A 26208-nucleotide genomic window follows, 5' to 3' on the forward strand; every position below is an offset into this window, starting at 1 on the left:
AAGTCCGAGTCCGACATCCGCAAGATCGTGATGGACAAGCTCGAGCTGGTCGGTCTGCTCGGGGCCGAGGACAAGCTGCCCGGTGAGATCTCCGGCGGTATGCGCAAGCGTGCCGGCCTGGCCCGGGCGCTGGTGCTCGATCCGCAGATCATCCTGGTCGACGAGCCGGACTCGGGGCTGGATCCGGTGCGCACGACGTACATCTCGCAGACGTTGATCGACATCAACGCCGAGATCGACGCGACGATCCTGATCGTCTCGCACAACATCAACCTGGCGCGGACGGTGCCGGACAACATCGGCATGCTGTTCCGTCGCGAGCTGGTGATGTTCGGTCCGCGCGAGGTGCTGCTGACCTCGGACGAGCCGGTGGTCAAGCAGTTCCTCAACGGCACGATGATCGGTCCGATCGGGATGTCGGAGGAGAAGGACGAGGCGCAGATGGCGCACGAGCAGGCGCTCGTCGACGCCGGGCATCATGCCGGTGGTGTCGACGACGTCGAGGGCATCGTGCCGCAGATGCAGGCCACGCCGGGCATGCCCGAACGCCGCGCCGTGGCGCGCCGCCAGGACCGTGTCCGCTCGATCCTGCACACGCTGCCCGAGGCAGCGCAGCACGCGATCCGCGAAAGCCTCGGAGCCGAACCGGCATACGCCGAGTACCGGGACTTCGACACCCCCACCGAAGAGATCCCGGCGGTGGTCGTCCGATGAGCGCACCCGCCATCGCACCCCTGGCGGAAAAGAAGCGGGGGATGTCGGGCCTGTCGCGCCTCGCGAAGTACCTGACGAGCAAGCCGGCCGCATCCCTCGCGACGAGCGGCCGGTCCGCCCGCCTGGGCGGAAACGTCCTGCGCTACTGCGTCACCGACACCATCGCGATGAAGCTGCCCTTGCGTGAAGTCATCGAGCAGATGTGGATCCTCCTGAAGGTCACCGCACTGCCGGCGCTCCTGATGGCCGTCCCGATCGGCGCCGAGGTCTCGGTCCAGGTCGGCGGCATCATGAACCAGGTCGGCGCCAACTCCCTCGCGGGCGCGGCCAGCGGCCTCGGCGTCGTCGGCCAGGGTGCGCCGATGGCGGCGGGTCTGCTCATGAGCGGCGCGGCCGCCTCGGCGATCGCCTCCGACCTCGGCGCCCGATCCATCCGCGAGGAGATCGAGGCGATCCGGGTCATGGGCATCGACCCCGTCCAGCGCCTCGTCGTTCCCCGCTTCCTCGCGATGATCGCGATCGCCCCGATGCTGTGCATCGTCATCATCGCCGCCGGTGTCGCCGCCGGCCTGACCATCTCTGCCAACGTCAACGACGTTGTGCCGGGCAGCTTCTGGCAGTCCTTCGGCGCCTTCGCCACCCCCACCGACCTCGCATTCTCGGTCCTCAAATCGGTGATCTTCGCCGCGATGGTCGTGCTCATCGCCGGCCTGCGCGGCCTCGAGGCCAAGGGCGGACCGACCGGCGTCGCCAACGCCGTCAACGCTTCCGTCGTGCTGAGCGTGTTCTGCATCTTCATCGCGAACCTCGTCGTCAGCCAGCTCCAGCTGATGTTCTTCCCGGCAAGGCTCGCGTGATGACGACCGGAACACCCGCGCATCGCGGGATTCGCAAGCACACACCGGTGTCGGCCCGACTCGGTGCGGTGACCCGACGCGCCAGGGGAGCGGTCGAGGAACTCGGCCAGATCGTGCTGTTCACGGCCCGCACCTTCTACCTGCTCCCGAAGACCGTCAAGCACTACCGCAAGCAGACCCTCGCGACGATGAACAACATGGCCTGGGGCAACGGGTCGCTCGTCGTCGACGGCGGTGTCATCAGCCTGATGTTCTTCCTCGGTATCGCAGTCGGCGCGGTCGTCGCCATCCAGGCGTTCATGGCCTTCGACCTGCTCGGCTTCGGCGCCCTGACCGGCATCATCGGCTCGTTCGGCAACGTGCGCGTCATCGCGCCGATCATCACCGGCATCGGCTTCGCGGCCCAGGCCGGTTGCCGGATGACGGCCGAGATCGGGTCCATGCGCATCTCCGAGGAGATCGACGCGACCGAATCGATCGGTCTGCAGGCTATCCCGTTCGTCGTCGGACCCCGCCTGATCGGCAGCATGCTCGTGGTCCTGCCCGGCTACCTCATGGCGCTCGTCGTCAGCTTCATCACCGGTGGTCTTGTGGTCAAGAACTTCCACGACCAGCCGAGCGGCACCTACGACCACTACTTCGGCCAGTTCCTCAACGTTCCGGATCTGGCCGCGTCGGTCGCCAAAGCCCTGATCTTCTGTGCCGTCGTCACGATGATCCACTGCTACTACGGGTATTTCGCGTCGGGCGGGCCGGCGGGCGTCGGCTCGGCGTCGGGACGTGCGATCCGCGCGAGCCTGGTCGCCATCGTCGTCCTGAACTTCGTGATGACGGTGATCATCTGGGGCCTGAGCCCCGAACTTGTCTTCAAGGGATGAGGAAACGAACATGTCGAGAAGCCAGGACTTCCTGCGCGGAACAGCGGCAGAGCAGTCGCGGAGGCTGGCAACGACCGGAATGGCTACCCTCGCGGTACTCGGGGTCGCAGCCGCCGTCGGCGCGACGATGTACCCGAAGTGGTCCGCCCCGAAGGGAATCGACGTCGCAGTCGACGTCGCCTATGTCGGACCGGGCGTCACGGAAGGAACGAAGGTCGTGTTGCGCGGCCGGTCCGTCGGAACCGTCACCGAACTCGAACGCACGGACACCGAATCGGTGCGGATGCACCTTGTTCTCGACGAGGAGCAGATCGGCGGACTCACCGACCGGTTCGAACTCGACTTCCGGCCCGAGAACTACTTCGGCACGTCCGCGGTGAACCTCGTCGCGCAGCCGGGTGGCAACCCGATCGCCTCCGGGATGGAACTCGCACGTGAACCACAGGGCGACTACACGATGTCGACGATGATCGAGCAGGGCTCGCTGACAATCGACGGCACCCTGACCGACGACATGATCTCGTCGCTCGACAAGACCGTCCACTACCTCGACGGACTGACGCCGTGGATCGACACCGGCGTCGAGGTCGCCGATCACGTCGCCGACACCCAGCAGGAACTCCCGACCGTCCAGATCGCACACTTCAACGACATCCTCGAGGCGATGCCCGGATTCAGCGAGCAGGCGATCGCGTCCCTCATGGCCATCTACGACAGCAACTACAACCACCTCGCGGACGGCTCGATCGGCGTCGACGATGCGGTGTTCGACGAAGCGAATGCGGGTCTGACGCTCGCCGCGAACCAGCTGTTCGGTCAGGCCGGCGCCCTGCTGGCGTCGCACGGCGGTGAACTCACCCCGTTGATCGACACGGTGGTCGTGGCCTCGGACGTCTTCCCGCACCTCGTCAACGGCGGTATGACCCCGGCCGCGGCCCGCGAGATCGTGCGGCGCCTCGACTCGACCTTCGTCGACACCCCCGACGGACAGCGCCTGCGCCTGCGCATCCTCGTCGACGGTTTCCCCTCGTTCACAGCGCCCCTTGGACTCGGAGCGGCACCGGCCCCGGAAGGAGGCGAGCGATGACGACCCGAGCCACCTACATCGCGACCATCGTCAAACTCGTGATCGCGGCGGTCATCTCGGTCATGCTGTTCGGTCTGGTCATCAGCGCGATGCGCAGCCCCGTGGACGGCGCCACCCGCAGCTACACCGCGGAATTCTCCGACGTGTCCGGTCTCGGATCCAACGGCGACATCCGCACCCGAGGCGTCCGCATCGGGAAGGTCGAGTCCATCGACCTGCACCGCCGCGACGGCAGCACCATCGCCGAAGTGCGATTCACGATGGAGGAGCCTTACACCCTCACCGACGACACCACCCTGGCGGTCAAGTACCAGAACCTGACCGGCGTGCGGTACATCGACGTCGACTTCGGATCCGGGTCCGGTACTCCGGTGGATCACGTCGCGCTCGACCGGACCCGGCCGTCGTTCGACATCACCGAGCTGTTCAACGGCCTCCAGCCGGTGCTCGCCACGATGAGCACCGAGGACATCAACCGGTTCGCCGCGAACGCGATCTCGCTGCTGCAGGGCGACGGCAGCGGTCTCGCCCCGATGATGGACGACGCGCAGAAGCTCGCCGACCTCGCTGCCGACCGCGAGCAGGTCCTGTCCACCCTCGCCGACAATCTCGCCCGGATCGCGGACAGCATGGGCGGCCGCTCCGACGGCGTCGTCGAATTCCTTCGCTCCGTGAGCTTCCCGATCGGAAAGGCCATGACCGTTCTCGACGAGTTCCCGAAGACCGCGTCCTACGGTCCGCAGTTCCTGACCCCCGTCAAGCGACTGCTCGACGCCTACGGCCTCGCGCCGGGTGCGGACGTCGACGCGATGGTCGCCGAGGCGTTCACGTCGCTGGAGGAAGCCGCGGACGCGATTCGGTTGCTGCCCCCGGCGGTCGCCGGCCTGCAGTTGCCGGCGAGTCTGCCCGCTGGAGCGGGAGCGGGCTGCACCCACGGTCTCGCCCAGTTGCCGACCGATGTCCAGGTTCTTCTCAACGGTAGTGAGGTCGTCGTATGCAGCGCGTCATGAGCAAGGGACGATTCGGATCGGGCCGCATCGCGGCGTGGTTCGACAACGATCTCCGGATCGGCGCGGGCGTCGCGGCTCTCGTCGTCCTGGGTCTCGTCGCCACCGCGGTCCTGTACACGAATCCGCCCGGACGGAAGACCATCTCGTTCGAGACGACCGACGTCTCGGCCATCTCGGTGGGGCAGGACGTGCGCGTCGCGGGTGTGTCCGTCGGCAAGGTGTCCGACATGCAGCTCGGTGACACCTCGGTGCGCGTCACCGCCGAGGTCGACGACGACCTCGAGGTCGGCACCGACACCCGCGTCGAGGTTCGCATGCTCACCCCCGTCGGCGGCTACGCGGTGACGCTCGTTCCCCTGGGCGAGGTTCCGCTCGGCGGCTCCACCCTCCCCGCCGCGCAGGTCACCGTCCCGTACTCCATCGGCGACGTGCTGCAGGCGGCTCCCAACGTCACCGACAACGTCGAGGCTGAGCTGATCGACGCCAACCTCGCGCAGGTCGCGGAGGCCCTCAACAAGAACCCCGGCTCCGTCGAATCGGTGATCGCCGGAATGAGCGCGGTCGCGCGCGTCATGGACCACCAGCGCGCCCAGGTCCACACCGTCGCGAGCCTCGCCTCGGAGTACCTGACGACGTTCAACGCGAGCCGCCAGATGGTGTTCGACCTGATCCGCGAGATCGACATCGTGTTCGCCACCTACAACACCACCCACGCGGGCTTCAACGAGGCGTACCGCCTGCTCGGCCACGTCCTGATGACGGTCGCGCCGTACGAGGAGTACTACCTCGACCACCGCGAGGAGGTGGCGGCCGGCATCGCACAGGTCCGCGGCATGATCGAGCAGTTCAACGCGGAGTTCGGGCCGTCGATCGACGCACTGGCCGCAACCCGCGATCAGCTCGCGAACTGGCTCACGCCCACCGGCATCGCCGAGATCGGCGGCGGCACCCTGATGGCCTCGGACATCTGTGTCCCCGTACCGGGACGCCAATGCTGATGCAGCCCTCGACATTCCGTCTTGATGACACGAACGGCAGGTTGTTGTGAAGAGAACGACCAGAATGACGATCATCGCGCTGACCACCACCGCGATCGCGTCGTCGTGCGGCGTCGCCGTCACCCACGCCCAGGCGAACGACACCGGGGCACCGTCCGAGACCCTGTGCGCCGAGATGCCCGACGGCATCGGCCTCTACCCGGGAAACCCCGTCACGCAGATGGGTTTTCCGGTCGGCAAGGTCGACTCGGTGGTGTCGAAGGGCGATCACGTCGAGGTCGTCTTCACGACCGACGGCGGACGTCTGTTCCCCGCCGACGTCCAGGCCGTGACGCGGTCGAAGTCGATCCTCGCGGACCGCAGCCTCGAACTCGTCGGGAACTACGAGTCGGGGCCGACCCTCGAACCCGGATCGTGCATTCCGCTCCGGAACAGCCACACACCGAAGACGATCTCCGAGGTCGTCGGATCGGCCGCGGACTTCATCGAGGCGCTCTCGCCGGAGGGTGGTGAGGACACCATCGAGATGGCCGTGACCGGATTGAACGAGTCGCTGCGAGGCCAGGGACCGAACGCGCGGGCGATGATGGAACACGCCGCCAGTGCGATGGAGAACCCCGACCGGTTCGTCGCGGACATCGGCTCGTCCATCGACAACATGGCCCCGCTGACCGAGGACGCCCTCGCCCAGTGGGCGGCGATCAAGAACATCGTCGCGAATATGCCCGACGTCGTCGACGCCGGCATCGACCTGTGGCCCGGAACGATCGACGTCTGCGTCGGCATCGGATGGCTCGTCGCCCTGCTCGACGACGTCCAGAACAGGTACGGCGACGAGATCTGGCCGTTCGTGCACGGCCAGGCGACCGATGCGATCGCTCTCGCCGCGGCCCGCTCCGGCGACATCGGCGACCTCGTCTCCACCGTGCCCTCCCTGAAGGGAGCCGTGGACCAGCAGACCGCACAGTCCGGGCCGCTGACGGCAGGGTTCACCCCGCCCGCGATCGCTCTGAAAGACGAAGAAGCAGAACGGCTCTGCGCTCTCCTCGAATCGCTGAGCCCGGGAAGCTGCAATCGTGCGGGCTCGGGAGAGAAGATCACCGAAGAGGGCCTGCTCGGTCTGCTCGACCTGAACGGAGCGGTGCGATGACCTCGACCACGATCCGGCGCGGAATCCGGACCTTCACGGCGCTGGCCCTCATCCTCGTCGCCTCGGCGTGTTCGCTGCGCCCCGAGGACCTGCCGTCCGTGCGCGGCGGTATCGGCGACGGCTACGAGATCTCGATCGAGTTCGCCAGCGTGATGAACCTGCCGTCCGGCGCCGACGTCATCATGGACGGCGTCCGCGTCGGCGAGGTCCGCGAGGTTGCCCTCCAGGACGACAGCGTCGCCGTGACGGCCGGGATCCGCTCCGACACGCGCGTGCCGGCGAGTATCCGTGCGATCGTCCGCCAGAACACCCTGCTCGGCGACACCTACGTCGCGCTCGTGCGGGACCCGCAGGGCAAGACGGGGGAGTACCTCCGCGACGGCGCGACCGTCCCCACCGAGCGCACCACCTCGCCGCCCCAGCTCGAGGACACGATGGCCGTCCTCGCGACCTTCATCAACGGCGGCAGCATCCGCCGCATCGAAGAGGTGATGGGTCGCGTCAACTCCGTCATGCCGGACGTGCCCGAGATCCAGCGTCTCGCTTCGACCGTCGCCGTCGACCTCGACGATCTCGGCGGGCGAACCGCGGAGATCGACCGCATGCTCAACGGGTTGGACGCCACCGCAACGACTTTGAACAACAACGCGGAGTCGCTCGAGACGATCTTCGATGCGGAGACCGTGCACTACTGGCGTCGCCTCGCGGTCGATGTCGTCTCGCACATCGGCCAGATCCTCCCGTCGGTCGGCAGCCTCTACGAGGGCGGCCTGTGGTTGATCCCGATGTTCGAGTCGCTCGCCGACACCACCGACATCTCACGTGGCACCCCGTCCGCGGCGGTGGACCTGTCCAACTTCCTGCGGACCACGCTGATCCCGTTCGCGCAGAAGCCGGCCGTCGACGTCGTCGCGGTCGACTCGACGAACGGCGACCAGCTCGTGTCCGACGCCGAGAACATCCTGCGAATGTTGGGAGCTGTGAAGTGATGCGGCGAACCGTACTGTCCCTCGGCGGCATGGCCGTCATCGCGGCCCTGTCCTTCGGATACATGAGCCAGCAGGGTCTGCGCACCGGACTCATGGAGGACGTCTACACCGCGCAGGTCGAGGTGCCCGACACCAACGGGCTCGTCGTCGGATCGCGAGTCCTGCTGCGCGGCATAGACATCGGTGAGGTCACCGACATCACGGCGTCGGCCGACGCCGTCATCGTGTCGTGGAAGTACGACCGGAACACCCCGATTGCCGCGGACAGCACCGTCCGCCTCGACAACCTGTCGGCCCTCGGGGAGCCGTTCCTCGCCGTGTCACCCGGCTCGGACGGTGGACCGTCCCTCGAGGACGGCGCCGTGCTCGCGTCGGACCATGTGGTCGTGCCCACGACGTTCGAGGAACTGTCCGAGCGGCTCACCAATCTGCTCACGCAGGTCGAACCCGACGGCGTCCGGGAGATCTTCCGCACCCTCGACATCGCACTGCCCGACGACCAGCGCGTCTACAGCAACCTCGAGCGGTCGGGGGAACTCATGGCCGCGACGATCACGCAGAACTCCGACACCTTCACCACGCTGCTCCGCACCGTCCAGCCTCTGCTGCTCGACAGTGGAACCATTCCCGAGGGGATGCGCGCCACCGAACCCCGTGTTGCCGAATTCGGTAGTGGTTTCAAGGATCTGCTCGCCGGTATCCGCTTCGCCTCCGACCGCGGCCCCCTCAACGCCGGCATCAAGTACGGCGCGAGCCCGTTCATCGGCGAACTGCAGAAGTTCCTCGACGCCACCGCGCCTGACCTCCAAACCATCGGCGTCAACCTCCTGCCTGCCGTGTCCGAAGCCGCGAACAGCATCCGCAGCATGGACATCGGCACGCTGATGAACAACGTCCTCACCTCCACCGAATCCGGGGACGCCCTCACCCTGAAATTGGAGATGCCCGGCAACTGACTGTCCCCCTCCCCATCCCGGCCAGCCACGACAGACGAGGAAACGATGAACGTCACCACCCTGCCCAACGCCACCGACCGCACCGATCTGGTCGAAATCACCGCCGACCGCAAGCGGTGGACCCCGCCCCGCGCCGCGGTCGGGGCCGCCGGGGTGGTGCTCGTCGCCGCCCTCGGCCTGACCACCTGGCAGTGGCTCGACGCCCGCAGCGAACGCGACGCGCTCCTCGCGGACGCGGCCGGTCGCGAGCAGGCCGAACAGGTCGCCCTCGACTACGCCATCGGCGCCGCCGAAATGGACTTCCGCGACCTCGGAGCATGGAAGGGCCGCCTCGTCGCCGGCACCACCCCCGAACTCACCGACCGCCTCACCAGGGCCGCCACGTCGATGGAACAGATCATCGTGCCCCTCCAGTGGTCGTCCACCGCCGAACCCATCACCGCCAAGGCGGAAGCCGGCCCCGACGGCACCTACACCGTCGACTGCTTCGTCAGCGTCCACACCACCAACGCCCAGGCACCCGAAGGAATCCAATCGACCGCGACGTATCGCCTGACCCTCGACAGCGACGACGAATGGGCGATCACCGAGATCAGTGGGATCGGGGGAGAGGCACTGCCCGAACAGCCCCGGTGACGCTTCCGTCCGGATCCGCGCGCTGATCGGACAACCGCCGACGTCCAGGACCGACGTTTCTGTCCGTCCGGCGAGCGGATTACGCCCTCGGGTACATCCGGTCGGTGCGGTCCGCGATGGAGACCATGTGCTCCCGAGCCTTCCGAAGTGCCCACAATGCGTCCGAGAGTTCGTCGGCGACCACCTTCAGCACATCGGCCGTGGCCGTGTCCGACAGGGTGCCCAGTTCCGGGTCGATCGTCTGAATCTCGGCCGGGTCGAGGGCGGCGAACTTGGGAATCGCGAACTCGACGAGGATCTCGGCGGACTCGAGCGCGTCGGCGGTGACGCGCATGTTGACGGAGAGCTTGTCGATATCGACGGGTGAGGGGATCGGGTCGTCGTTCATGTCAGGTGTACTCGAATTCGTGATGGTGTGATCGGGGCGGGACCGGACGGAGCGTTGACGATCCGAGGTCCCAACCCGATCGGGATGGTCGGCACAGTGTGCCATTCGAGGCCGACAGATCAACCAGGTCCCCGTTTCCAGGCGTGTCCGACGAGGAGTCGCGAGAGATGCCGTTCTTCGGATTGCGCGTCGGCAGGAACAGATTCCCTGGCGTACTGCAGCAGGCCGGTTGTGACGGCGGTTACCTGGCGGAGCTGGCGACGCGGGACGTGATCGTGCCGCAAACGTGCAGGTCAGGACGTTCGACGAAAAGTGTTGCACTGGCGTAACAGTGCAGACCCGTGCAGCGGTGGCAATCCGGCGACATCTGGCGCATCTTTCCCTCAGCTAACTAGGAGGTGAAGATGGCCGGAAGACCTGGAATCGACGAGATCATCGGCGTCGCGGAACGCCTGGGAATCGGAATCACGTCAACAGAGGCGGAGGTTTACCAGAGCCATCTGGTGAACGTCCTCGAGGAGTTCGACGCGTTTCTCGGTTCGGACCTGCCCGAGGATCCGCCGCCGCAGTTCGCGACGGCACGGCCCGCCGGGTATCGGCCGAGCGAAGCGGAGGATCCGCTCAACGCCTGGATGTGGAAGACACGCATCGAGGGTGCCGAAGGCGGACCTCTCCACGGACTCACTGTCAGCTTCAAGGACCACATCGCGGTGGCCGGGACGCCGACGGCGTACGGATTGCAGGCCCTCGAGGGCAACATCGCGGACTACGACGCCACGATCGTCTCCCGCAGCCTGGCTGCCGGCGCAACGGTCGTCGGGAAGAACGTCATGGACGGCCTCGGCGGCGGCTTCGGCTTCGGCGGAGGGATCGGGGACTTCGGACGAGTCTTGAATCCCCATGATCACAAGCATCTTTCGGGTGGCTCGTCGTCGGGATCGGCGGCCGCGGTGGCGGTCGGAGACGTCGACATCTCGTTCGGAGGGGACCAGGGTGGTTCCATCCGGATCCCGGCGTCGTGGTCGGGCACGGTCGGCCTGAAGCCGACCTTCGGCGCGGTCTCGCACTTCGGCGCAGGGTTCGGCTCGGATCAGAGCGTCGATTACGTCGGGCCGTTGACCCGGACGGTGCGGTTGGCCGCGGCTGCGTTCCAGGCGGTGGCAGGGCGTGACGGTCTCGACCCGCGGCAGTCGGCGACGACACCCGAGTGCTTCGACGTTCTCTCCGGGCTCGAGGGCGGGGTCGAGGGGATGCGTATCGGGATCCTGGGTGACGGGTTCGCCGATGCCGATCCTGCGGTGGCCGAATCGGTGATGGCGGCCGCCGAGGTCCTGGCCGGCCTCGGTGCCGAGATCGTGGAAGTGTCCGTGCCCGCGTTCGCCTGGGCTTTGCGTGCGCAGACGGCGCTGATGCCTGAAGGCGCCCGGGCGGTCTTCGACACCGGCTTCTTCGGGGTGTTCACGCGGACGTGGTACCCGGCGGAGAACATCGAGGCGATCAACCGGATGTGGGCGAACGATGCCGACGGGTTGGATCCGCGGATCAAGCTCAACTATCTCGTCGCCGATTTCAGCCGGCGACTGTACGGCGGGCGCGTCTACGCGAAGTCGCAGAACCTGCGTGGCCAGGTGATCGGCGAGTTCGATCGTGTCCTGGCCGGAGTCGACGCACTCGTGATGCCGACGACGCTCACGACGGCACCCGAGTACGAAGCACCCGCGCCCGGCGAGGCGCTCGCGGTGAAACTGGCCGGTGCGGTCGTCGGCAAGGCTGTCCGGAACACCCGGCCGTTCAACTACACCGGTCATCCCGCGCTCGCCGTGCCGTGCGGAATGATCGGCGGTCTGCCCGCGAGCATGCAGCTGGTGGGTCGATTCTTCGACGAAGGAACACTGCTTCGCATCGCATATGCCTTCGAGCAGGCGAAGCCCGACCTTCAGGAAGAGCTGGTGTCGAGTGCACGAGCGACCGTGACCGTATGAGGCGCCGGAACAACTCCGCACGACACGAGGGGCGGGTGTTCCGGTCACTCACGGTCCCGAACTATCGCCGCTATTTCTGGGGAAGTTTCGTCAGCAATATCGGCGTGTGGATGCAGCGGACGGCCCAGGTCTGGGTCGTCATGCAACTCTCGGGCGGCAACGGCGTCGCACTGGGGGTCGTTGCATTCCTGCAGTTCGCCCCGACCCTCGTGTTCGGTTTGTACGCCGGCCTGGTGGGGGACAGGTTCAGCAGGGCGAAGATTCTGCTCGTCACGCAATGCGCCATCAGTGCCGTCAGCGCGCTGATGGCAGTCCTCGATTTCGCTGGGCTGATGTCACTTCCGATCATGTACGTGCTCGCCGCCGTGGTGGGAATTGTGACGGCATTCGATGCGCCCATTCGACAGACGTTCGTTTCCGATCTTGTAGTCGATCCCGAATTCATCGGAAATGCGGTCGGATTGAATTCTGCTGCATTCAATTCGGCGCGTTTGATCGGGCCGGCGGTGGCAGGCGGAATCATGGCGGTCACCGCGACCTGGACCGTATTCCTGTTGCACGTCGTGGCATCGCTGGGAATTATCGTCTCGCTCTATTCGATCGGCCGCAGCGTGCCCGGAGGTGGACGTGTGCCACGGGAGAAGGGGCAGCTCCGGGAGGGGATCCGGTACGTCCTGTCGTCGACGGACCTCGTCGGTTTGCTCCTCATCGCCGGAGTCATCAGCGCTCTCGGTCTCAACGGCATCCAGGTGTTCATCCCGCTGGCGTCGGGTGAGCTGTTCGGTCGCGGGGCTCTCGCCTTCGGAATGCTGACGTCGGCAATGGCGATAGGTTCCGTCTTCGGCGCGCTCGTATCGAACTTCCGATCGGGAATGCCGAAGCGGCGAACCGTCTTCGGTGGTGCTGCCGCGGCGGGAATCTGCGAGTGCATCCTCGGTGTGATGCCGACGTACGAGCTGTTCGCGGCAATGCTGATTCCGACCGGGATCGCGCTGATGTACTTCGTGGTCGCGGTCAACACCCGAGTGCAGATGTCCAGTGCGGACTGGGTGCGAGGGCGGGTCATGTCGTTGTACATGATGGTGTTCTTCACCGGCGCCGCACTCGGGTCGACCGCAACGGGCGGCCTGTCGGAGCTGCTCGGAGTTCCGCTCGCTGTCGTGACCGCGGGGGCGTCGATGATCGCGTGCGCGCTTCTCGTCGGTGCAGCATTGCTTGTTCGAACCGGAAGGCGCGCTTCGGATGAAAGTGACGGCGTGACCGGCAATTCCGATTCTGCAATTGCGACGAAGGTCACGTCGACGGTTTCCTTGCGCGCAAAATCGCGGGTGTGATCCAGGCTGTGCGCTCTACTGTGTAGGGCTGCATTTGTCCGTCGATCAGTTCGATTGTTACGAAATGACCTGTGCTGTAACACTCGGTGCAGTTTCAAGAAACAACACTCTGGAATATTGGTCCTCGAAAGATCAAACGGGCCCGATCATTTCACGATTCATCGGATGCCCACACGAAGATGCACACTTTCTCCTTCGTTCGGTGCTGCGACGATGCCGGCCGCGATGAAGCGAGTGACACGGACGCGAGGAGGCGTTCGTCATCGAGGATTTCGCCCACAGATCAGCGGCAACGTGAAAGGAAGGGTGAGTTGATGAGCCAGGCAGTTGTGAAGGAGCCGGTCGTTGCTACCGGAGATCAGTTGCACGTTTCGGCGCCGGCGCTCGAAGTTCGCGACCTCGTCACCGAGTTCCGCACGGAGAAGGGCAATCTGAGAGCGGTCAACGGTGTCTCGTTCTCGGTGCAACGCGGTGAGGTTCTCGCCGTGATCGGAGAGTCGGGCAGTGGCAAGAGCGCAATGCTGCGGTCGATTCTCGGCATCCAGCCGCCGAGCACCTTGATCGAAGGTGAGGTGCGGCTCGGGGGCCGGGACCTGCTCGCGATGAGCAGCCGCGAACGCCGGCGCGTTCGCGGACGAGACGTCGCGATGGTGTTCCAGGACCCGCTCACCGCGCTCGATCCGGTCTATACCGTCGAGCAGCAGCTGGTGGAGACGATTCTCGTCCACCAGAAGATGTCTCGCTCTCGTGCCCGAGCCCGGGCGCTGGAACTGCTCGAACTCGTCCAGATTCCCTCGCCGGAAACGAGACTGAAGGCGTATCCGTCCGAGTTGAGCGGCGGCATGCGGCAACGGATCGTGATCGCCATGGCGATCGCGGGAACCCCGCAGGTGCTGCTCGCGGACGAGCCCACCACTGCCCTGGACGTCACCGTGCAGGCCAGGATGATCCGGCTGTTCCGCCGGATCCAGATGGAAGCGGACATGGGACTCATCGTGGTCACCCACGACCTCGGTGTGGCGGCCGAGCTGGCCGACCGCGTGGCGGTGATGTACGCCGGGCGGATCGTCGAGTACGGCACAGCCAAAGCGGTGCTGACGAATCCGCAACATCCCTACACGGAAGGGCTGATCGAAGCCAACGTCCGACCCGGGCAGGATTCGCGTCCGCGGGCGATCATCGGGGCGCCGCCGAGCTTGAAGCGGCTTCCTCCGGGTTGTTCGTTCGCGCCGCGATGCCCGGACGCCGTCTCGGAATGCTGGTCGGAGCTACCGGCATTGGCAGAGATCGGCGAAGAGCGATTCAGTCGCTGTGTTTTCAGTCCACGTGCCGAAATGGCACTCAGTACCAGGGAGAACTGACCTATGCGGATGGGATTGGTGCGCCGTGGCAGCCGAGCTTCTAAGCCTCGGCGGCTACGGCTTCTGGCCCTCGGCCTCGCCGGAACGATCGCACTCACCGCGTGTGGTTCCGCAAGCGGGGCGGATGGTGGGGACCAGGTTCTGCGGATCGCGATGTCGGCGGGAAACATTCCTTACCCCGCGACTCCGCCGAACGAAGGCTACGAGGGCTACCGATTCGTCGGGAACAACATCTACGATGCTCTGACCCGACTGAATCTCGATCAGGCCGAAGAACTTCCGACGCCCCAGCCGTCTCTGGCCGAATCGTGGGAATCGAGCGAGGATCTGACCACCTGGACGTTCAAGCTGCGGGAGGGAGTCAAGTTCCACGACGGCACGGACTTCAACGCAGATGCGGTCATCTTCCAGTTCGACCGGATGCGCAACCCCGACTTCGAATTCTATTCCGCCACCGATGCCGGCCGCGGCGCGGCTGCGTTCCGCTTCATCTCCGGCTGGGAGAAGGTCGACGACTACACCGTCACGATCCGGACCTCACAGCCCTACGCCTGGGTTCCCTGGGACGTCGCATCGATCTACATCCCCAGCCCGACCAAGGTCAAGGAAGTAGGCAACGACGCCTACAACCAGTTCGCAACGGGAACCGGGCCGTTCGTCATGACCGAGTACGTCGACGGCGAAGTGATGGAGCTGACCCGGAACGACGACTACTGGGGCAATGTGCCGAAGCTGGACAAGATCGTCCTCTACCCGCAGGCCGAGGCCGCGTCGCGTTTCGCCGCGCTGACGTCCGGTGAGGTGGACTGGGCAGAAGTGCCGGCTCCGGACTCGATCGCTCAGCTCGAGGCGGAAGGTTTCAACATTCAGCTCGGCAAGTACCCGCACGGAATCATGCCTCGGTTCAACCAGTTCCGGGCTCCGTTCAAGGACAACCTGGCGCTCCGGCAGGCCCTGAACTTCGCGCTGGATCGTGAAGGCACCGCCGCGCTGATCAACGATGTGGGCTACCCGGCCTCGCAGTGGGTGTACGACGGTCATCCCGCCTTCGACGTGGACAACAACTCCGGGTACACCTACGACGTCGAGAAGGCCAAGAAGCTCCTCGCCGAGTCGGGAACCCAGCCCGGAACGCTGAAGCTGACGATGGCCTACCCGACGGGTGGATCCGGGAACATGTTCCCCGACGTGATGATGCAGAAACTGCAGGCGGACTTCGCGGCGATCGGGGTCGACGTGACGCTGGAACCGATGGAGTGGAACACGCTGCTCACCGCGAGCCTCGAAGGTCTCGACAAGCCGCAGTGGCAGCACATCGACATCCTGTGGGCGTCGCCGGCGGCGGGAATGATGCCGTCCCTGTATTCGACCGCCTTCATGTGCGTCCTTCCCGGCGGTTCGCCCAACGCCTCGGGCATGTGCAACCAGAAGGCGACGGACGCGCTTCTTGCCGCCGCTCAGCAGCCCGATGTGGCCGAGCAGGACCGCTATCTCCAGGACATGATGGGCGCGGCAGTCGACAACGCCGACTTCTTGTTCTGGATGCACGACCTGAACCTGCGTGTGCTCTCACCCAGGGTTCAGGGCTACGTACATCCGCAGTCCTGGTGGGTGGATTTCACCACCATCTCCATGGAATAGCTTCGAGGGGGAGTCAATGCTCTCGGTGATCTTGAGACGTACCGCGCTGGCGGTGCCCACGCTCTTCGGTGTATCCATCGTCGTCTTCCTGCTCATGCAGGTCCTACCCGGTGACCCGGTCGCGTCCTTCATGACCGAGGATTCCACCGACGCAGAACGTCAGGCCATGCGTGCCGAACTCGGCCTCGACCGACCTCTGCCGATCCGCTACTTCGATTGGCTGACGGCGGCCCTCCAGGGTGATCTCGGCTATTCCCTGCAACGACGCAGGGAAGTCCTCGATCTTCTGACCCAGGCGATCGGCAACACCATGGTCCTCGCGCTCGCTTCCGCGGTGTTCGGCATCGTCGCCGGCGTCGCAATCGGATTCATCGCAGGTATCCGCCGCGGTTCGGTCGTGGACCGGGTGGTGTCGGTGATCAGCCTGTCCGGCCTGAGCATCCCGTCGTTCTTCCTTGCGATCGTGCTCCTGGCGGTGTTCTCCGGAGGATTGAAGTGGTTCCCGTCCGGCGGGGCGGTCCTCGACGAGGGTCTCGGCACGGCGCTGCGGCACCTGACGCTTCCCGTCCTCGCCGGATCGCTGGTCACGATGGCGATCACGGCCCGGGTGACCCGGGCGAGTGTCGTCGACGTGTACAGCGCGGACTTCATCGAGACACTTCGAGCGAAGGGCCTGAGCTCCACCCAGATCAACCGGCACGTCATGCGGAACGCGATCTCCCCGGTGCTCACCACGTCCGGTGTCCAGATCGGTGCGCTGCTCGGCGGATCGGTCCTCGTGGAGACGATCTTCCGCTGGCCCGGCATGGGAATGCTCGTGTTCAACGCAATCTCGTCGCGTGACCTCCTCGTCGTGCAGGGCGCCACCCTTGTGATCGCCCTCTGCTTCGTCCTGATCAACCTGGCCGTCGATCTCGCCCAAGCGGCAATCGATCCCCGAGTGAGAGCAGGTGTCGCATGACCACTCTTCTCCTGCAACAAGGACCACTCGCCGGCAGCGCGCCGACGACCGAATCGAAGGTGGAGGCGGAGCGACTCCGCGAAGCGTGGCTGGCGCAGGAAGAGAGCGTTCGCAGCCAGTCGTTCTGGAAGGAGACCGGCCGCCGATTCCTCGCCAACAAGGTCGGTGTCGGTGCCGCGGCCGTCGTGCTGCTCCTGGTCCTCGCGGCAATCTTCGCGCCGCTGATCACGAGCCACGACCCGCTTGTCGGGAACCCCGCGGACCGCCTGCTCGGGGTGTTCAGCGGAGGGCACATCCTCGGCACCGACGAACAGGGCCGGGACATGTTCGCCCGCATCGTCTACGGCGGACGGCTGTCGCTGGTGGCCGGCTTCGTGCCCACCCTCGTCGCGGCACTGATCGGCACCGCGATCGGCGTCACGGCGGGCATGGTCGGAGGGCTGATCGGCAGCGGTCTGATGCGCGCGATGGATGTGCTGTACGCATTCCCGGCCATTCTGCTGGCCATAGCGGTCGGCGCCTCCCTCGGCCCCGGCCTGACCAACACCGTGATCGCCGTGACGATCGTGTTCATCCCCCCGGTCGCACGTGTCGCGGAATCGGCGACCCGCCGGGTCGTCTCCCGCGAGTACATCGAGGCCGCCCGGCTGACCGGAGCATCGCGCATCCGGATCGCCCGCAGCCAGGTGCTGCCGAACGTGTTGAACGACATCATCGTCTACTCGTCGGGCCTGGTCGGCGTCGCGATGATCACCGCGGCGAGCTTGAGCTTCCTGGGCCTGGGCTCCCCGCCGCCGGCACCGGAATGGGGCTACATGCTCAACAGCATGCGTGGCGCGCTCTACGTCGAGCCGCTGGTGGCCATGATTCCGGGCATCTTCATCTTCCTTGCCTCGGTCGCATTCAACATGGCGAGCGACGCCCTTCGCGAAGCAATGGATTCGCGTCTGTGACAAGACGATCGACGGAAGGAGCGTGAAATGACCGTCACGACTGAAAATCCCGATCTATCCACGCCGAAGTCCCGGCACCCGGTTCTGGAAATCCTCGACGTCTCCAAGTCGTTCGCCGTGCGGGACGGATTCAAGACTCGTTCGCTGTCGGCCGTGGACCACGTGTCGCTCTCGGTCGACGAGGGCACCACACTCGGCATCGTCGGCGAATCGGGTTGTGGCAAGTCCACACTCGCCCGGATCATCGTCGGTCTCCACACGGCGAGCACCGGCGAGATCATCTTCGACGGCAAGCAGATCTCGACCACCGGCAAGCGCGACCGCGCCGCCGTCGAGCAGATGCAGATGGTGTTCCAGGACCCGTCGTCCGCTCTCAATCCCCGGGCCACCATCAGCGAGTCGATCGCCTTCCCGCTGCGGGTGCAGGGTGTCGCCGCCGACGAGATCGACAGACGCGTCGCGAAGGTCATGGCCGACGTGGGCCTGCCCAGCAACTACGCCGGCAACTACCCGCATCAACTCAGCGGCGGGCAGCGCCAGCGCGTGAACATCGCTCGCGCACTTGCGTTGCAGCCCAAGCTTATCGTCCTCGACGAGGCGGTCTCGGCACTCGACAAGTCGATTCAGGCGCAGGTGCTGAACCTGCTCGAGGATCTGCAGGAAGAGTACGGGCTCACCTACGTATTCATCAGTCACGATCTCAACGTGATCGAGTACATCAGCGATCGCATCGCGGTGATGTACCTGGGGCAGGTCGTCGAATCCGGTGCCGCGTCGGACCTCTACGAGCATCCCCTGCATCCCTACACCCAGTTGCTGTTCTCCTCCATTCCGAATCTCGATCCCGACGAGAGCCGGCGCGACGATCCGGAGGCCGTCGACGCGGGCGAGATTCCCAGCCCGCTGAACCCTCCGAGCGGGTGCCGGTTCCGGACCCGATGCTCGTTCGCCCACGACCGGTGCGCGAGCGAGGCGCCGGTGCAGGTCGAGGTGTCGGCCGGGCACGCCGTCGCTTGCCACCTCTACCCGGAAGGAGGTGCGCGAGACCTCGTCGAGTTCCTTCCAGGAGTTTCCGAGCATTGAAATCGAGAAAGGCACCAATGATGGCTGTTTCACCGAACGACATGGTTGCGGCGATCCTGTCGGCCGCACAGTTGACCGTGAGCGAACGCGAATTCGACACCATGGTCAGGGACTATCCGGTCATGCGGGCAGCGGCGGACTCGCTGTACCTCCCGGAACTCGAGTTCGTCGAGCCGGCCGTGACCTTCGATTCGAGGACTGCATTTCTTCCCGTGTAGGCGCTGAAGCTCAGAAAGGAAAACTCCTGTGACAAGCGATATTCCGCTGACGATCAAAGAGGCCGCGGAGGCACTGCGATCGGGCGAGACGACGTCGGTGGCGATCACCGAGACCGTGCTCGCCCGGGTCGAGCGACTCAACGACGAACTCGGTGCCTATGTCACCGTCACCAAGGACCAGGCCCTCGAACAGGCGGCCGCCGCAGACGCGGATCTCGCTGCCGGGAAGGACACCGGTCCGCTCCAGGGAATTCCGCTTGCGATCAAGGACATCATCGCGATGCGGGGCGCAGGTACCACGGCCAACAGCCGCATCCTCGACGGCGGCTGGTGCCCGGACCACGAGGCCCCTGTGGCGGCACGCCTGCGGGCCGCCGGGTCGGTCTTCGTGGGTAAGTCGACCACCAGCGAGTTCGCGCTGGGTCTTCCGGACCCGGACAAGGGCTTTCTCGTACCGCACAACCCGTGGAATGTGGCCCACACGCCCGCAGGTTCGAGTTCGGGCACCGGAATCGCGGTCGCGGCCGGGTTGGCGCTCGGCGGTCTCGGAACCGACACCGGCGGATCGGTGCGCGGCCCCGCGGCTGCGAACGGCCACACCGGCCTGAAGGTGACCTTCGGACGTGTGCCGAAGAGCGGCGTGGTCCCGCTCGGGTACAGCCTCGACAGCATCGGGCCGATGGCCCGCAGCGCGTACGACTGCGCGCTCATGCTCGAGGTGATGGCCGGACACGATCCCAGCGACCCGAACGCCGCCGACGTGCCCGTTCCCGCGTACTCCGCGCAGCTCGACGGGGACGTCGACGGGCTGAAGATCGCGCTCCCGATGCCGTACTTCTTCGACCACGAGATGCTCGACCCTCAGGTGCGCGAAGCTGTCCTGGCAGCGGTCGGCCGGCTGGGCGAGATGGGTGCGGCCGTGGCGGAGACCAGCCTCGCCTACGCCGCGGAGGCCAAGGAAGCGAACCACATCATCCTGGTCGCCGAGGCATTCGCGTACCACCGCAACAACCTCGTCTCGCGCTGGTCCGACTACGGCGCGTTCACCCGCCCCGCCCTCGCCCGCGGAGCCTTCTTCTCCTCCGCCGACGTGATGCAGGCGAACAGGCTGCGGACCGCATTTTCGGCGGAAGTGGCTGCGCTGCTCCGCGAGCACGACGTCATCGTGACGCCTGCCGCGGCCACACCGGCCGAGCGCGCCGACACGATGGACGTCAGCAAGCGACTCAGCCAGCCCAGCTACACCGGCCACTGGAATCTCACCGGCCTGCCCGCAGTCGCCATTCCCGTCGGACTCAGCGCCGAGGGACTGCCCATGTCGATGCAGATCATCGGGCGGCCGTTCGCCGAAGCGACGGTCCTCAAGGTCGCCGACGCCCTGCAAAGCGTCACGGATTGGCACCTGCTGGTGCCGCCGATCGCTCAACCCGCCGCTGTGTGACAACGGGCTCCGCCCGGTGACCGCACACACCGGGCGGAGCGCGTGCCGTCCAGACCGATGAATGGAGGATCGATGGATCAAGACGTTTCGAAGGCCCGAACGCTCGAGATGCTGGAGCTCGCAGGACTGACGATCCCCGAGGACGAGGTTCCCTACCTGGTCGAGGCGTTCGAGCAGTCCCGCTTCCACGCCGACCGCGTCCGGTCGATGGCGCAGACGCGTTACGAGGAACCGGCCATCGTGCTGCGTGTGGGGACGGTGTCCGCATGACCACCTATCGGACTATCGCGGGGAGCGCGGCCCAACTGCGCAGTGGTGAGATCACCGCGGTCGAACTCGTGGAGGAGTCGATCGCCAACGCTGACCGCACGAACACGGAGATCGGCGTCTACCTCCGCCGTTTCGACGACGAAGCGCGCGCCGCAGCCGAGAAGACCGACGCCGCTCTGAAAGCCGGGAACGACCCGGGACCGCTCGCCGGGATTCCGCTCGGCGTCAAGGACATCATTGCGACCGAAGGTGCCCCCACCACCGCGCAGAGCCTGGTGCTCGATGCGGAATGGTCTGCGGCACTCGGCGATGCGCCGGTGGTCGCGCGACTGCGTGCGGCGGGCGGCGTCATCACCGGCAAGACCACCACCATGGAGTTCGCGACCGGCGTCCCGGATCCGGAGAAGCCGTTCCCGATTCCCGTAAACCCCTGGGATACGACGCGCTGGGCGGGCGGGTCGAGTTCCGGGACCGGCAGCGGTGTCGTCGTCGGCGCCTTCCTCGGGGGACTCGGCACCGACACCGGGGGCAGCATCCGGATGCCGGCCGCGTTCTGCGGTATCTCGGGGCACAAGCCGACGTTCGGGCTGGTACCGAAGTCGGGATGCGTTCCGCTCGCCTACAGTCTCGACAACATCGGGCCCATGGCCCGGACGGCCGAGGACTGCGCGATCATGCTGAACGCCCTCGCCGGGTTCGACCCCAGCGACGCGTGCAGCGCCGAGGTCGCAATACCCGACTATGTGGGAATGCTCCAGCCCGATCTCACCGGGCTGCGCGTCGGAATCGACACTCTCGAGCGCTTCCCGACCTCCTTCGACGAGCCGGAAGTCTTCGCTGCGCTGCGTGCCGCGGCCGAAGTTCTCGAATCGCTGGGTGCGATCGTCGTCGAAGTCGAGGTGCCGTACTACGAGGAACTTTGTTCGGCGGCGCGGATCACGTCGAGGTCCGAGTCGTTCGCGTATCACGCGGACGATCTGGCCGCACGGTGGGACGACTACTTCCGTTCGACGCGCCGAGGGGTGAGCGGAGGCGCGTTCTACACCGCAGCCGAATACGTTCAGGCTCAACGAGTCCGACGCGTCGTGCAGCGAGCGCTCGCCGAGCTCTACACCACGGTGGACGTGGTGATCACACCGACCGCCACGGTGTCGGCGTTCCTGATGGACAACCTCGACTCGCTGCAGGGGGAGCGGTTCGTGGCGCTGAGGACGAACTACTGGAACGGCTCCGGAAACCCGGCGCTGTCGGTGCCGATGGGGTTGTCGGCCACCGGCATGCCGTTCGGAATGCAGATCGTCGGCCGCCACTTCGAGGACGGGACCGTGCTTCGCGTCGGCGACGCCTACCAACGCCGAACGACATGGCACGAACGCGTTCCCGCCGGCTCGCAACTCGTCGCTGCCGGATCGGAGGAATGACATGGCGGAAACACGAATTCTCTCGGGGACCGCGGAGAAGATCGGGGTCCTGGCTGCGGTCGCCGGATTGGATCTGACCGCTCAACGGATCGACGCGCTGAAGGCCTCGGTCGAGGACATGTGGCTGGCGGCGGCACGTGTGCGCGCGATCGACCTGGGTGAGGTCGCGCCGGCTGCCGCGTTCGACCCGGAATGGACGTGACGATGCAGCCGTACGAACTCACCATCCAGGAAGCCGCGCAACGCATGGCGGAAGGTTCGCTCACCGCCGTCGAACTCACCGAATCCAGCCTCGACCGGATCGGGGAAGTCGAGCCGGCCTTGAACGCGTTCGTCGCGGTGACCGGCGATACCGCGCTCCGGCAGGCCGAGGAGGTGGATGCGGCACGACGCGCCGGCGTCACGTTGGGGCCGCTCGCCGGCATCCCCATCGGCGTCAAGGATCTCTACGACATCGGCGGGATCCCGACGACGTCGAGCTCCCGGGTCCGAGCCGACTACGTTCCCGACCGGGATTCGACGGCCGTGGACAAGCTGCGGCGGGCCGGATCCGTGCTGGTCGGCAAGACTCACACGCACGAGTTCGCCTACGGTGGAATCACTCCCACCACGCGGAACCCCTGGAACACCGGCCACATTCCCGGAGGTTCGAGCGGTGGCTCTGCCGCCGCCGTGGCAGCGGGGGAGTGCATGGCCGGTCTCGGCAGCGACACCGGCGGTTCGATCCGGATGCCGGCTGCCGCGTGCGGTGTATTCGGGATCAAACCGACCTACGGGCTGGTATCGCGTCGCGGCGTCACCTCGCTCTCGTGGTCGCTGGACCATGTGGGCCCGTTGACCCGCACCGCGCTCGACTCCGCATATGTGCTGGCCGCGATGGCGGGGTACGACTCCGGTGATCCGGCCTCGGCCGACCGGCCACCGGTCCAGTACGCCGAAGGGGTGCTCGCCGCCGCCGGCCGAGACGTCGATCTGCGAATCGGGATCCCGCAGAACTACTTCACCGATCGGGTCCAACCCGAAGTTCAGGAGGCAGTCGAACGCGCGGTGGAGGAACTGGTCGGGCTGGGGGCGACCACTGTTCCGGTGGAGATACCGTTCGCCGACGAGTTCGCGGCGGTCTCGCGGCTCATCGTCGGGGCAGAGGCTGCGGCGTATCACCGGACGATGCTGCGCGACCGTGCGGACCTCTACACCGACCAGGTGCGAACGGCACTCGAAACCGGCTCGCTGGTGATGGCCACGGACTACATCGATGCTCTGCGGGTCCGAGCGTTGATCCAGGACGCGTGGAAGGTCATGTTCGACGGCATCGACTGCCTCGCGGCGCCGGTCTCGCCGATCGTCGCGCCACCGGTCGAACTGGGCCCGATCGAGTGGCCGGACGGCACGGTCGAGGAGTCGGCGCGCGCGATCGGCCGGTTCTCGGCACCGGCCAATCAACTGGGCCTTCCCGCCGTGGCCGTGCCCGTCGGAGTCGCCGACGGCATGCCGATCGGGATGCAGTTGATCGGGCGTCCCTTCAGCGAACTGCCGCTGCTGTGTGCCGCTGCGGCGTACGAAAGTCTTTCCACCGTCAGACGTCCCGTGGACGTGTGCGTCCGCTGAGAAAGGAGGACAGGCGTGGCGACGTCGCTGGTCGTCGAAAATGAGACATCGTCGCCGCGAGGACTACCGATCGGCTTTCACCTGTTCTCGATGCTGGCAGGTTTGTCGCTGGGCCTCACTGCACCGCTGACGGCCGGATTCGCGGTTGCTTTGGGGTCCAGTGCCTTCCAAGCGGGTCTGTCGGTGGCATCGCTCACCGCGGTGGTGTTCGTGATGGATATCTTCGGGACGCGACTGCTTCCGTATATCGAGGCGCGGCGCTCGATCTGCTTCGGGATGGCGTTGTGGAGCATCGGTTCCTTCGGTTCGGCACTGTCGCCGAACATGCCGATCATGGCATCGTTCCGGCTGCTCCAGGGCCTCGGACTGGCATTCTTCGCGTCCGCGGCGCCTCAGGCCGCGGTGGCGATGGCGGGTCCGGGCAATGTGGGGAAGGCCCTGGGGCGGTTCACGGCATGCATGGCATTGGGTTCGGTGGTCGGCCCGCTGGGCGGGGGTGCCCTTGCGGCGATCGGCACCGGAGATACGGGTCTGCGCATCGCATTCCACGTGTGCGGGGTACTCGCTGCGATCTGCGCAATCAGTGTGTGGTGGGTGATCCCCGAACACGGAGCCGGGTTTCCTTCGATGGAGCGACCGCGGCTAAGTCTGCCGCGGTTGCCGGGAATCCTCCGCCCGCGGTCGCTGATGGGGCTCGGCCTCGGTGCGACCGGCCAGGGGGTTCGGAGCGCGCTCGCGATCACGCTCCTGCCGTTGGTGGCGGTCGAGGACTTCGGGTTGTCCTCCGTGGGGATCGGTGTGGTCCTGTCGTGCATGTTCCTGCTGGAGGTGGTGATCATGTCGGTCGGAGGCGCTGCGTCCGACCGGCGAGGCAGACGGCCGATCCTGACCGCATCCTCGATCTTGGGAGTGGGTGCGGTCATGGCAGGGGTCGCGGCGCTGTTTCTCGAATCGGTGCCGTTGTTCATCGGGGCGGTCATCGTGCTGGGCGTCGCGTGCGGTGGAATGATGTCGCTGCCGCCCGCGATGGCCGTGGATTTGGCCAGTAGTCCGCAGGTCGGCCTGGCGAGCTATCGCATCTCGAAGGATTTCGGATTCACCTTCTACACGGTCCTGATCGGGGGAGCGATCGGGGCGATGGGGTCGGCCGCAGCGCTCGCCTTGTGCGCGGTGTGTTTCGCGGTCGTGCTGGTTCTGGCACTGGCAGTGGGGGAGACGCTTCCACCCCGAACGTGACCAAATCTTCACAATCCGGACCACCATCTGCAACGCCGACGACGAAAACTGGGTGGCCGGCGGCAGTTCACGACTCCTGCCGCCGGCGTCGTCGGCTGTGTCGCAGGTGGAGGTGAGTGTGTCTCCTTACGGTGGGGGAACCGCGGTGCGTTCGAAGATCGGAGCGCTCTTCTGGGTGCGGGGCCTGCTTCGGGCGGAGGTCTTATCGGGACGCTTCGCGCAGAACCCACTTCCGAGCGAAGACCGGCTTCAGAGCAGGTACGGTGTCGGTCGCGCCACCATCCGTGAGGCGCTGCGCATCCTCACCGACCAAGGACTCATCGAGAGGGTTCGCGGCGCAGGCACTTTCGTCGTGTGCCCCGAGGTCTTCAGGCATCGTGTCGTGAACTCGTGGGACCTGGTGCAGAATTCCGAGGCCGGACCCAACCGGGTCGCGTTCAAACTCACCCACCTCGAAGTGATGCCCGCACCCGGACATATCGCGGCCAAACTCGAGGTCGGCGAGGACGACGATGTCATCGTGTTCGAGCAGCTCAGCTTCCTCGACGGAAGCCTGCTCAGCCTGCGCTGCGGGTGGTGGCCGGGGGATCTGCTCAGCGCGGCGCTGACGGAAGGTGCCGACCTCGACCGCTCGCCCTACGAAATCCTGGAACGAACCGGTCGCGTCCTGGTCGGCGACACGGATCTCATCGTCAGCGCATCTGTGGCAGACGAACACGTCGCACAGCTCCTGGGAGTCGCCGCCGGCGCCGCGCTGCTCGACACCGAACGCGTCATCTACAACCTCGACGGGCGGCCGGTGGAGTTCAGCATGTCGCACGCGAGGGGTGACCGGATCACGATGGGAACCTCGATGCGCTCGCTGCACGAGCGTTGAGCAGCTTGTTGGTGCTTGTGTATCCGGGCATGCCGACCCCGCCGACGACTGACTGTGCAGCCGGATCTCGTGCAGCGATAGCATCCGTCTCGATGTGTGATCATTTCGATGATTGCACGGACGGTTATGTCTTCACGCGCGATATCGAACTGGCGGCGG

Annotated in this window: 26 protein-coding genes; 25 read left to right on the top strand and 1 reads right to left on the bottom strand. The window is 66.1% G+C overall.

The genetic code is table 11. The annotated features are described in order from the left end of the window. From ACWDUD_RS25865 to ACWDUD_RS25910, 10 genes are all read left to right on the top strand, one after another. Positions 1-714 (top strand): ATP-binding cassette domain-containing protein (locus ACWDUD_RS25865; protein WP_450111177.1); only part of this gene is annotated, 714 nt, incomplete at its 5' end. 41 nt (positions 715-755) lie between these two features. Next, complete coding sequence (locus ACWDUD_RS25870) at positions 756-1571, top strand: ABC transporter permease (RefSeq protein ID WP_248674658.1); 816 nt, start codon at positions 756-758, stop codon at positions 1569-1571. Next, complete coding sequence (locus ACWDUD_RS25875) at positions 1571-2449, top strand: MlaE family ABC transporter permease (protein WP_248674646.1); 879 nt, start codon at positions 1571-1573, stop codon at positions 2447-2449. Before ACWDUD_RS25870 ends, ACWDUD_RS25875 begins: the two co-directional genes overlap by 1 nt. Before the next feature lie 10 nt (positions 2450-2459). Beyond that, positions 2460-3536, top strand: a complete 1077-nt coding sequence (locus tag ACWDUD_RS25880; protein WP_450111178.1) for an Mce family protein — start codon at positions 2460-2462, stop codon at positions 3534-3536. After that, positions 3533-4546, top strand: coding sequence for an MlaD family protein (locus ACWDUD_RS25885; RefSeq protein ID WP_450111179.1), 1014 nt, complete (start codon positions 3533-3535; stop codon positions 4544-4546). The genes ACWDUD_RS25880 and ACWDUD_RS25885 overlap by 4 nt, the downstream gene beginning before the upstream one ends. Beyond that, positions 4543-5544, top strand: coding sequence for an MlaD family protein (locus ACWDUD_RS25890; protein ID WP_450111180.1), 1002 nt, complete (start codon positions 4543-4545; stop codon positions 5542-5544). Before ACWDUD_RS25885 ends, ACWDUD_RS25890 begins: the two co-directional genes overlap by 4 nt. Positions 5545-5608: 64 nt before the next feature. Next, entirely contained in the window at positions 5609-6694 is a 1086-nt protein-coding gene (locus tag ACWDUD_RS25895; RefSeq protein ID WP_450111181.1) for an MlaD family protein, read from the top strand. Further along, positions 6691-7683 (top strand): MlaD family protein, encoded by a 993-nt coding sequence (locus ACWDUD_RS25900; protein WP_450111182.1) that lies wholly within the window; start codon positions 6691-6693, stop codon positions 7681-7683. Before ACWDUD_RS25895 ends, ACWDUD_RS25900 begins: the two co-directional genes overlap by 4 nt. Continuing rightward, a complete protein-coding gene (locus ACWDUD_RS25905) occupies positions 7683-8639 on the top strand; it encodes an MlaD family protein (RefSeq protein ID WP_450111183.1) in 957 nt (318 codons plus the stop codon). Before ACWDUD_RS25900 ends, ACWDUD_RS25905 begins: the two co-directional genes overlap by 1 nt. Before the next feature lie 45 nt (positions 8640-8684). Further along, a complete protein-coding gene (locus ACWDUD_RS25910) occupies positions 8685-9275 on the top strand; it encodes a hypothetical protein (RefSeq protein WP_450111184.1) in 591 nt (196 codons plus the stop codon). A 79-nt stretch (positions 9276-9354) separates the two neighbouring features. Here ACWDUD_RS25910 and ACWDUD_RS25915 read toward each other — a convergent pair whose 3' ends face one another. After that, a complete protein-coding gene (locus ACWDUD_RS25915; RefSeq protein ID WP_450111185.1) occupies positions 9355-9663 on the bottom strand; it encodes a hypothetical protein in 309 nt (102 codons plus the stop codon). Positions 9664-10067: 404 nt separating this feature from the next. On the opposite strand from ACWDUD_RS25915, the gene ACWDUD_RS25920 reads away from it, so the two are divergent. From ACWDUD_RS25920 to ACWDUD_RS25990, 15 genes are all read left to right on the top strand, one after another. Further along, positions 10068-11645 carry an amidase family protein gene (locus tag ACWDUD_RS25920; protein WP_450111186.1) on the top strand — a complete coding sequence of 526 codons (1578 nt, stop codon included), beginning with the start codon at positions 10068-10070 and terminating at the stop codon, positions 11643-11645. Continuing rightward, entirely contained in the window at positions 11642-12979 is a 1338-nt protein-coding gene (locus tag ACWDUD_RS25925; protein WP_450111203.1) for an MFS transporter, read from the top strand. Before ACWDUD_RS25920 ends, ACWDUD_RS25925 begins: the two co-directional genes overlap by 4 nt. An 86-nt stretch (positions 12980-13065) precedes the next feature. Next, entirely contained in the window at positions 13066-14340 is a 1275-nt protein-coding gene (locus ACWDUD_RS25930; protein WP_450111187.1) for an ABC transporter ATP-binding protein, read from the top strand. 153 nt (positions 14341-14493) lie between these two features. Beyond that, on the top strand, positions 14494-15981 hold the full coding sequence (locus ACWDUD_RS25935; RefSeq protein ID WP_450111188.1) for an ABC transporter substrate-binding protein: 1488 nt from the start codon (positions 14494-14496) through the stop codon (positions 15979-15981). Positions 15982-16006: 25 nt separating this feature from the next. Continuing rightward, positions 16007-16942 (top strand): ABC transporter permease, encoded by a 936-nt coding sequence (locus ACWDUD_RS25940; RefSeq protein ID WP_450111189.1) that lies wholly within the window; start codon positions 16007-16009, stop codon positions 16940-16942. Beyond that, positions 16939-17895, top strand: coding sequence for an ABC transporter permease (locus tag ACWDUD_RS25945; protein ID WP_450107529.1), 957 nt, complete (start codon positions 16939-16941; stop codon positions 17893-17895). The genes ACWDUD_RS25940 and ACWDUD_RS25945 overlap by 4 nt, the downstream gene beginning before the upstream one ends. A gap of 27 nt (positions 17896-17922) precedes the next feature. After that, the gene (locus ACWDUD_RS25950; RefSeq protein ID WP_450111190.1) at positions 17923-18978 is read left to right on the top strand and encodes an ABC transporter ATP-binding protein; all 1056 of its coding nucleotides are present in this window, start codon (positions 17923-17925) and stop codon (positions 18976-18978) included. Between the two features lie 20 nt (positions 18979-18998). Continuing rightward, positions 18999-19196, top strand: a complete 198-nt coding sequence (locus ACWDUD_RS25955; RefSeq protein ID WP_450107531.1) for a hypothetical protein — start codon at positions 18999-19001, stop codon at positions 19194-19196. A 28-nt stretch (positions 19197-19224) separates the two neighbouring features. Next, a complete protein-coding gene (locus tag ACWDUD_RS25960) occupies positions 19225-20637 on the top strand; it encodes an amidase (RefSeq protein ID WP_450111191.1) in 1413 nt (470 codons plus the stop codon). Positions 20638-20709: 72 nt separating this feature from the next. Beyond that, positions 20710-20907 (top strand): hypothetical protein, encoded by a 198-nt coding sequence (locus ACWDUD_RS25965; RefSeq protein ID WP_450111192.1) that lies wholly within the window; start codon positions 20710-20712, stop codon positions 20905-20907. Next, positions 20904-22328: an amidase gene (locus ACWDUD_RS25970; protein ID WP_450111193.1), complete on the top strand. Its 1425-nt coding sequence runs from the start codon at positions 20904-20906 to the stop codon at positions 22326-22328. The genes ACWDUD_RS25965 and ACWDUD_RS25970 overlap by 4 nt, the downstream gene beginning before the upstream one ends. A 1-nt stretch (position 22329) precedes the next feature. After that, positions 22330-22530: a hypothetical protein gene (locus tag ACWDUD_RS25975; protein WP_450107535.1), complete on the top strand. Its 201-nt coding sequence runs from the start codon at positions 22330-22332 to the stop codon at positions 22528-22530. A gap of 2 nt (positions 22531-22532) precedes the next feature. Next, complete coding sequence (locus ACWDUD_RS25980; protein ID WP_450111204.1) at positions 22533-23936, top strand: amidase; 1404 nt, start codon at positions 22533-22535, stop codon at positions 23934-23936. Between the two features lie 15 nt (positions 23937-23951). Further along, positions 23952-25172, top strand: a complete 1221-nt coding sequence (locus ACWDUD_RS25985) for an MFS transporter (RefSeq protein WP_450107536.1) — start codon at positions 23952-23954, stop codon at positions 25170-25172. Between the two features lie 145 nt (positions 25173-25317). Then, complete coding sequence (locus ACWDUD_RS25990) at positions 25318-26049, top strand: GntR family transcriptional regulator (protein ID WP_450111194.1); 732 nt, start codon at positions 25318-25320, stop codon at positions 26047-26049. Positions 26050-26208 lie beyond the last annotated feature (159 nt).

The sequence above is a fragment of the Rhodococcus sp. NPDC003382 genome (assembly GCF_053589135.1).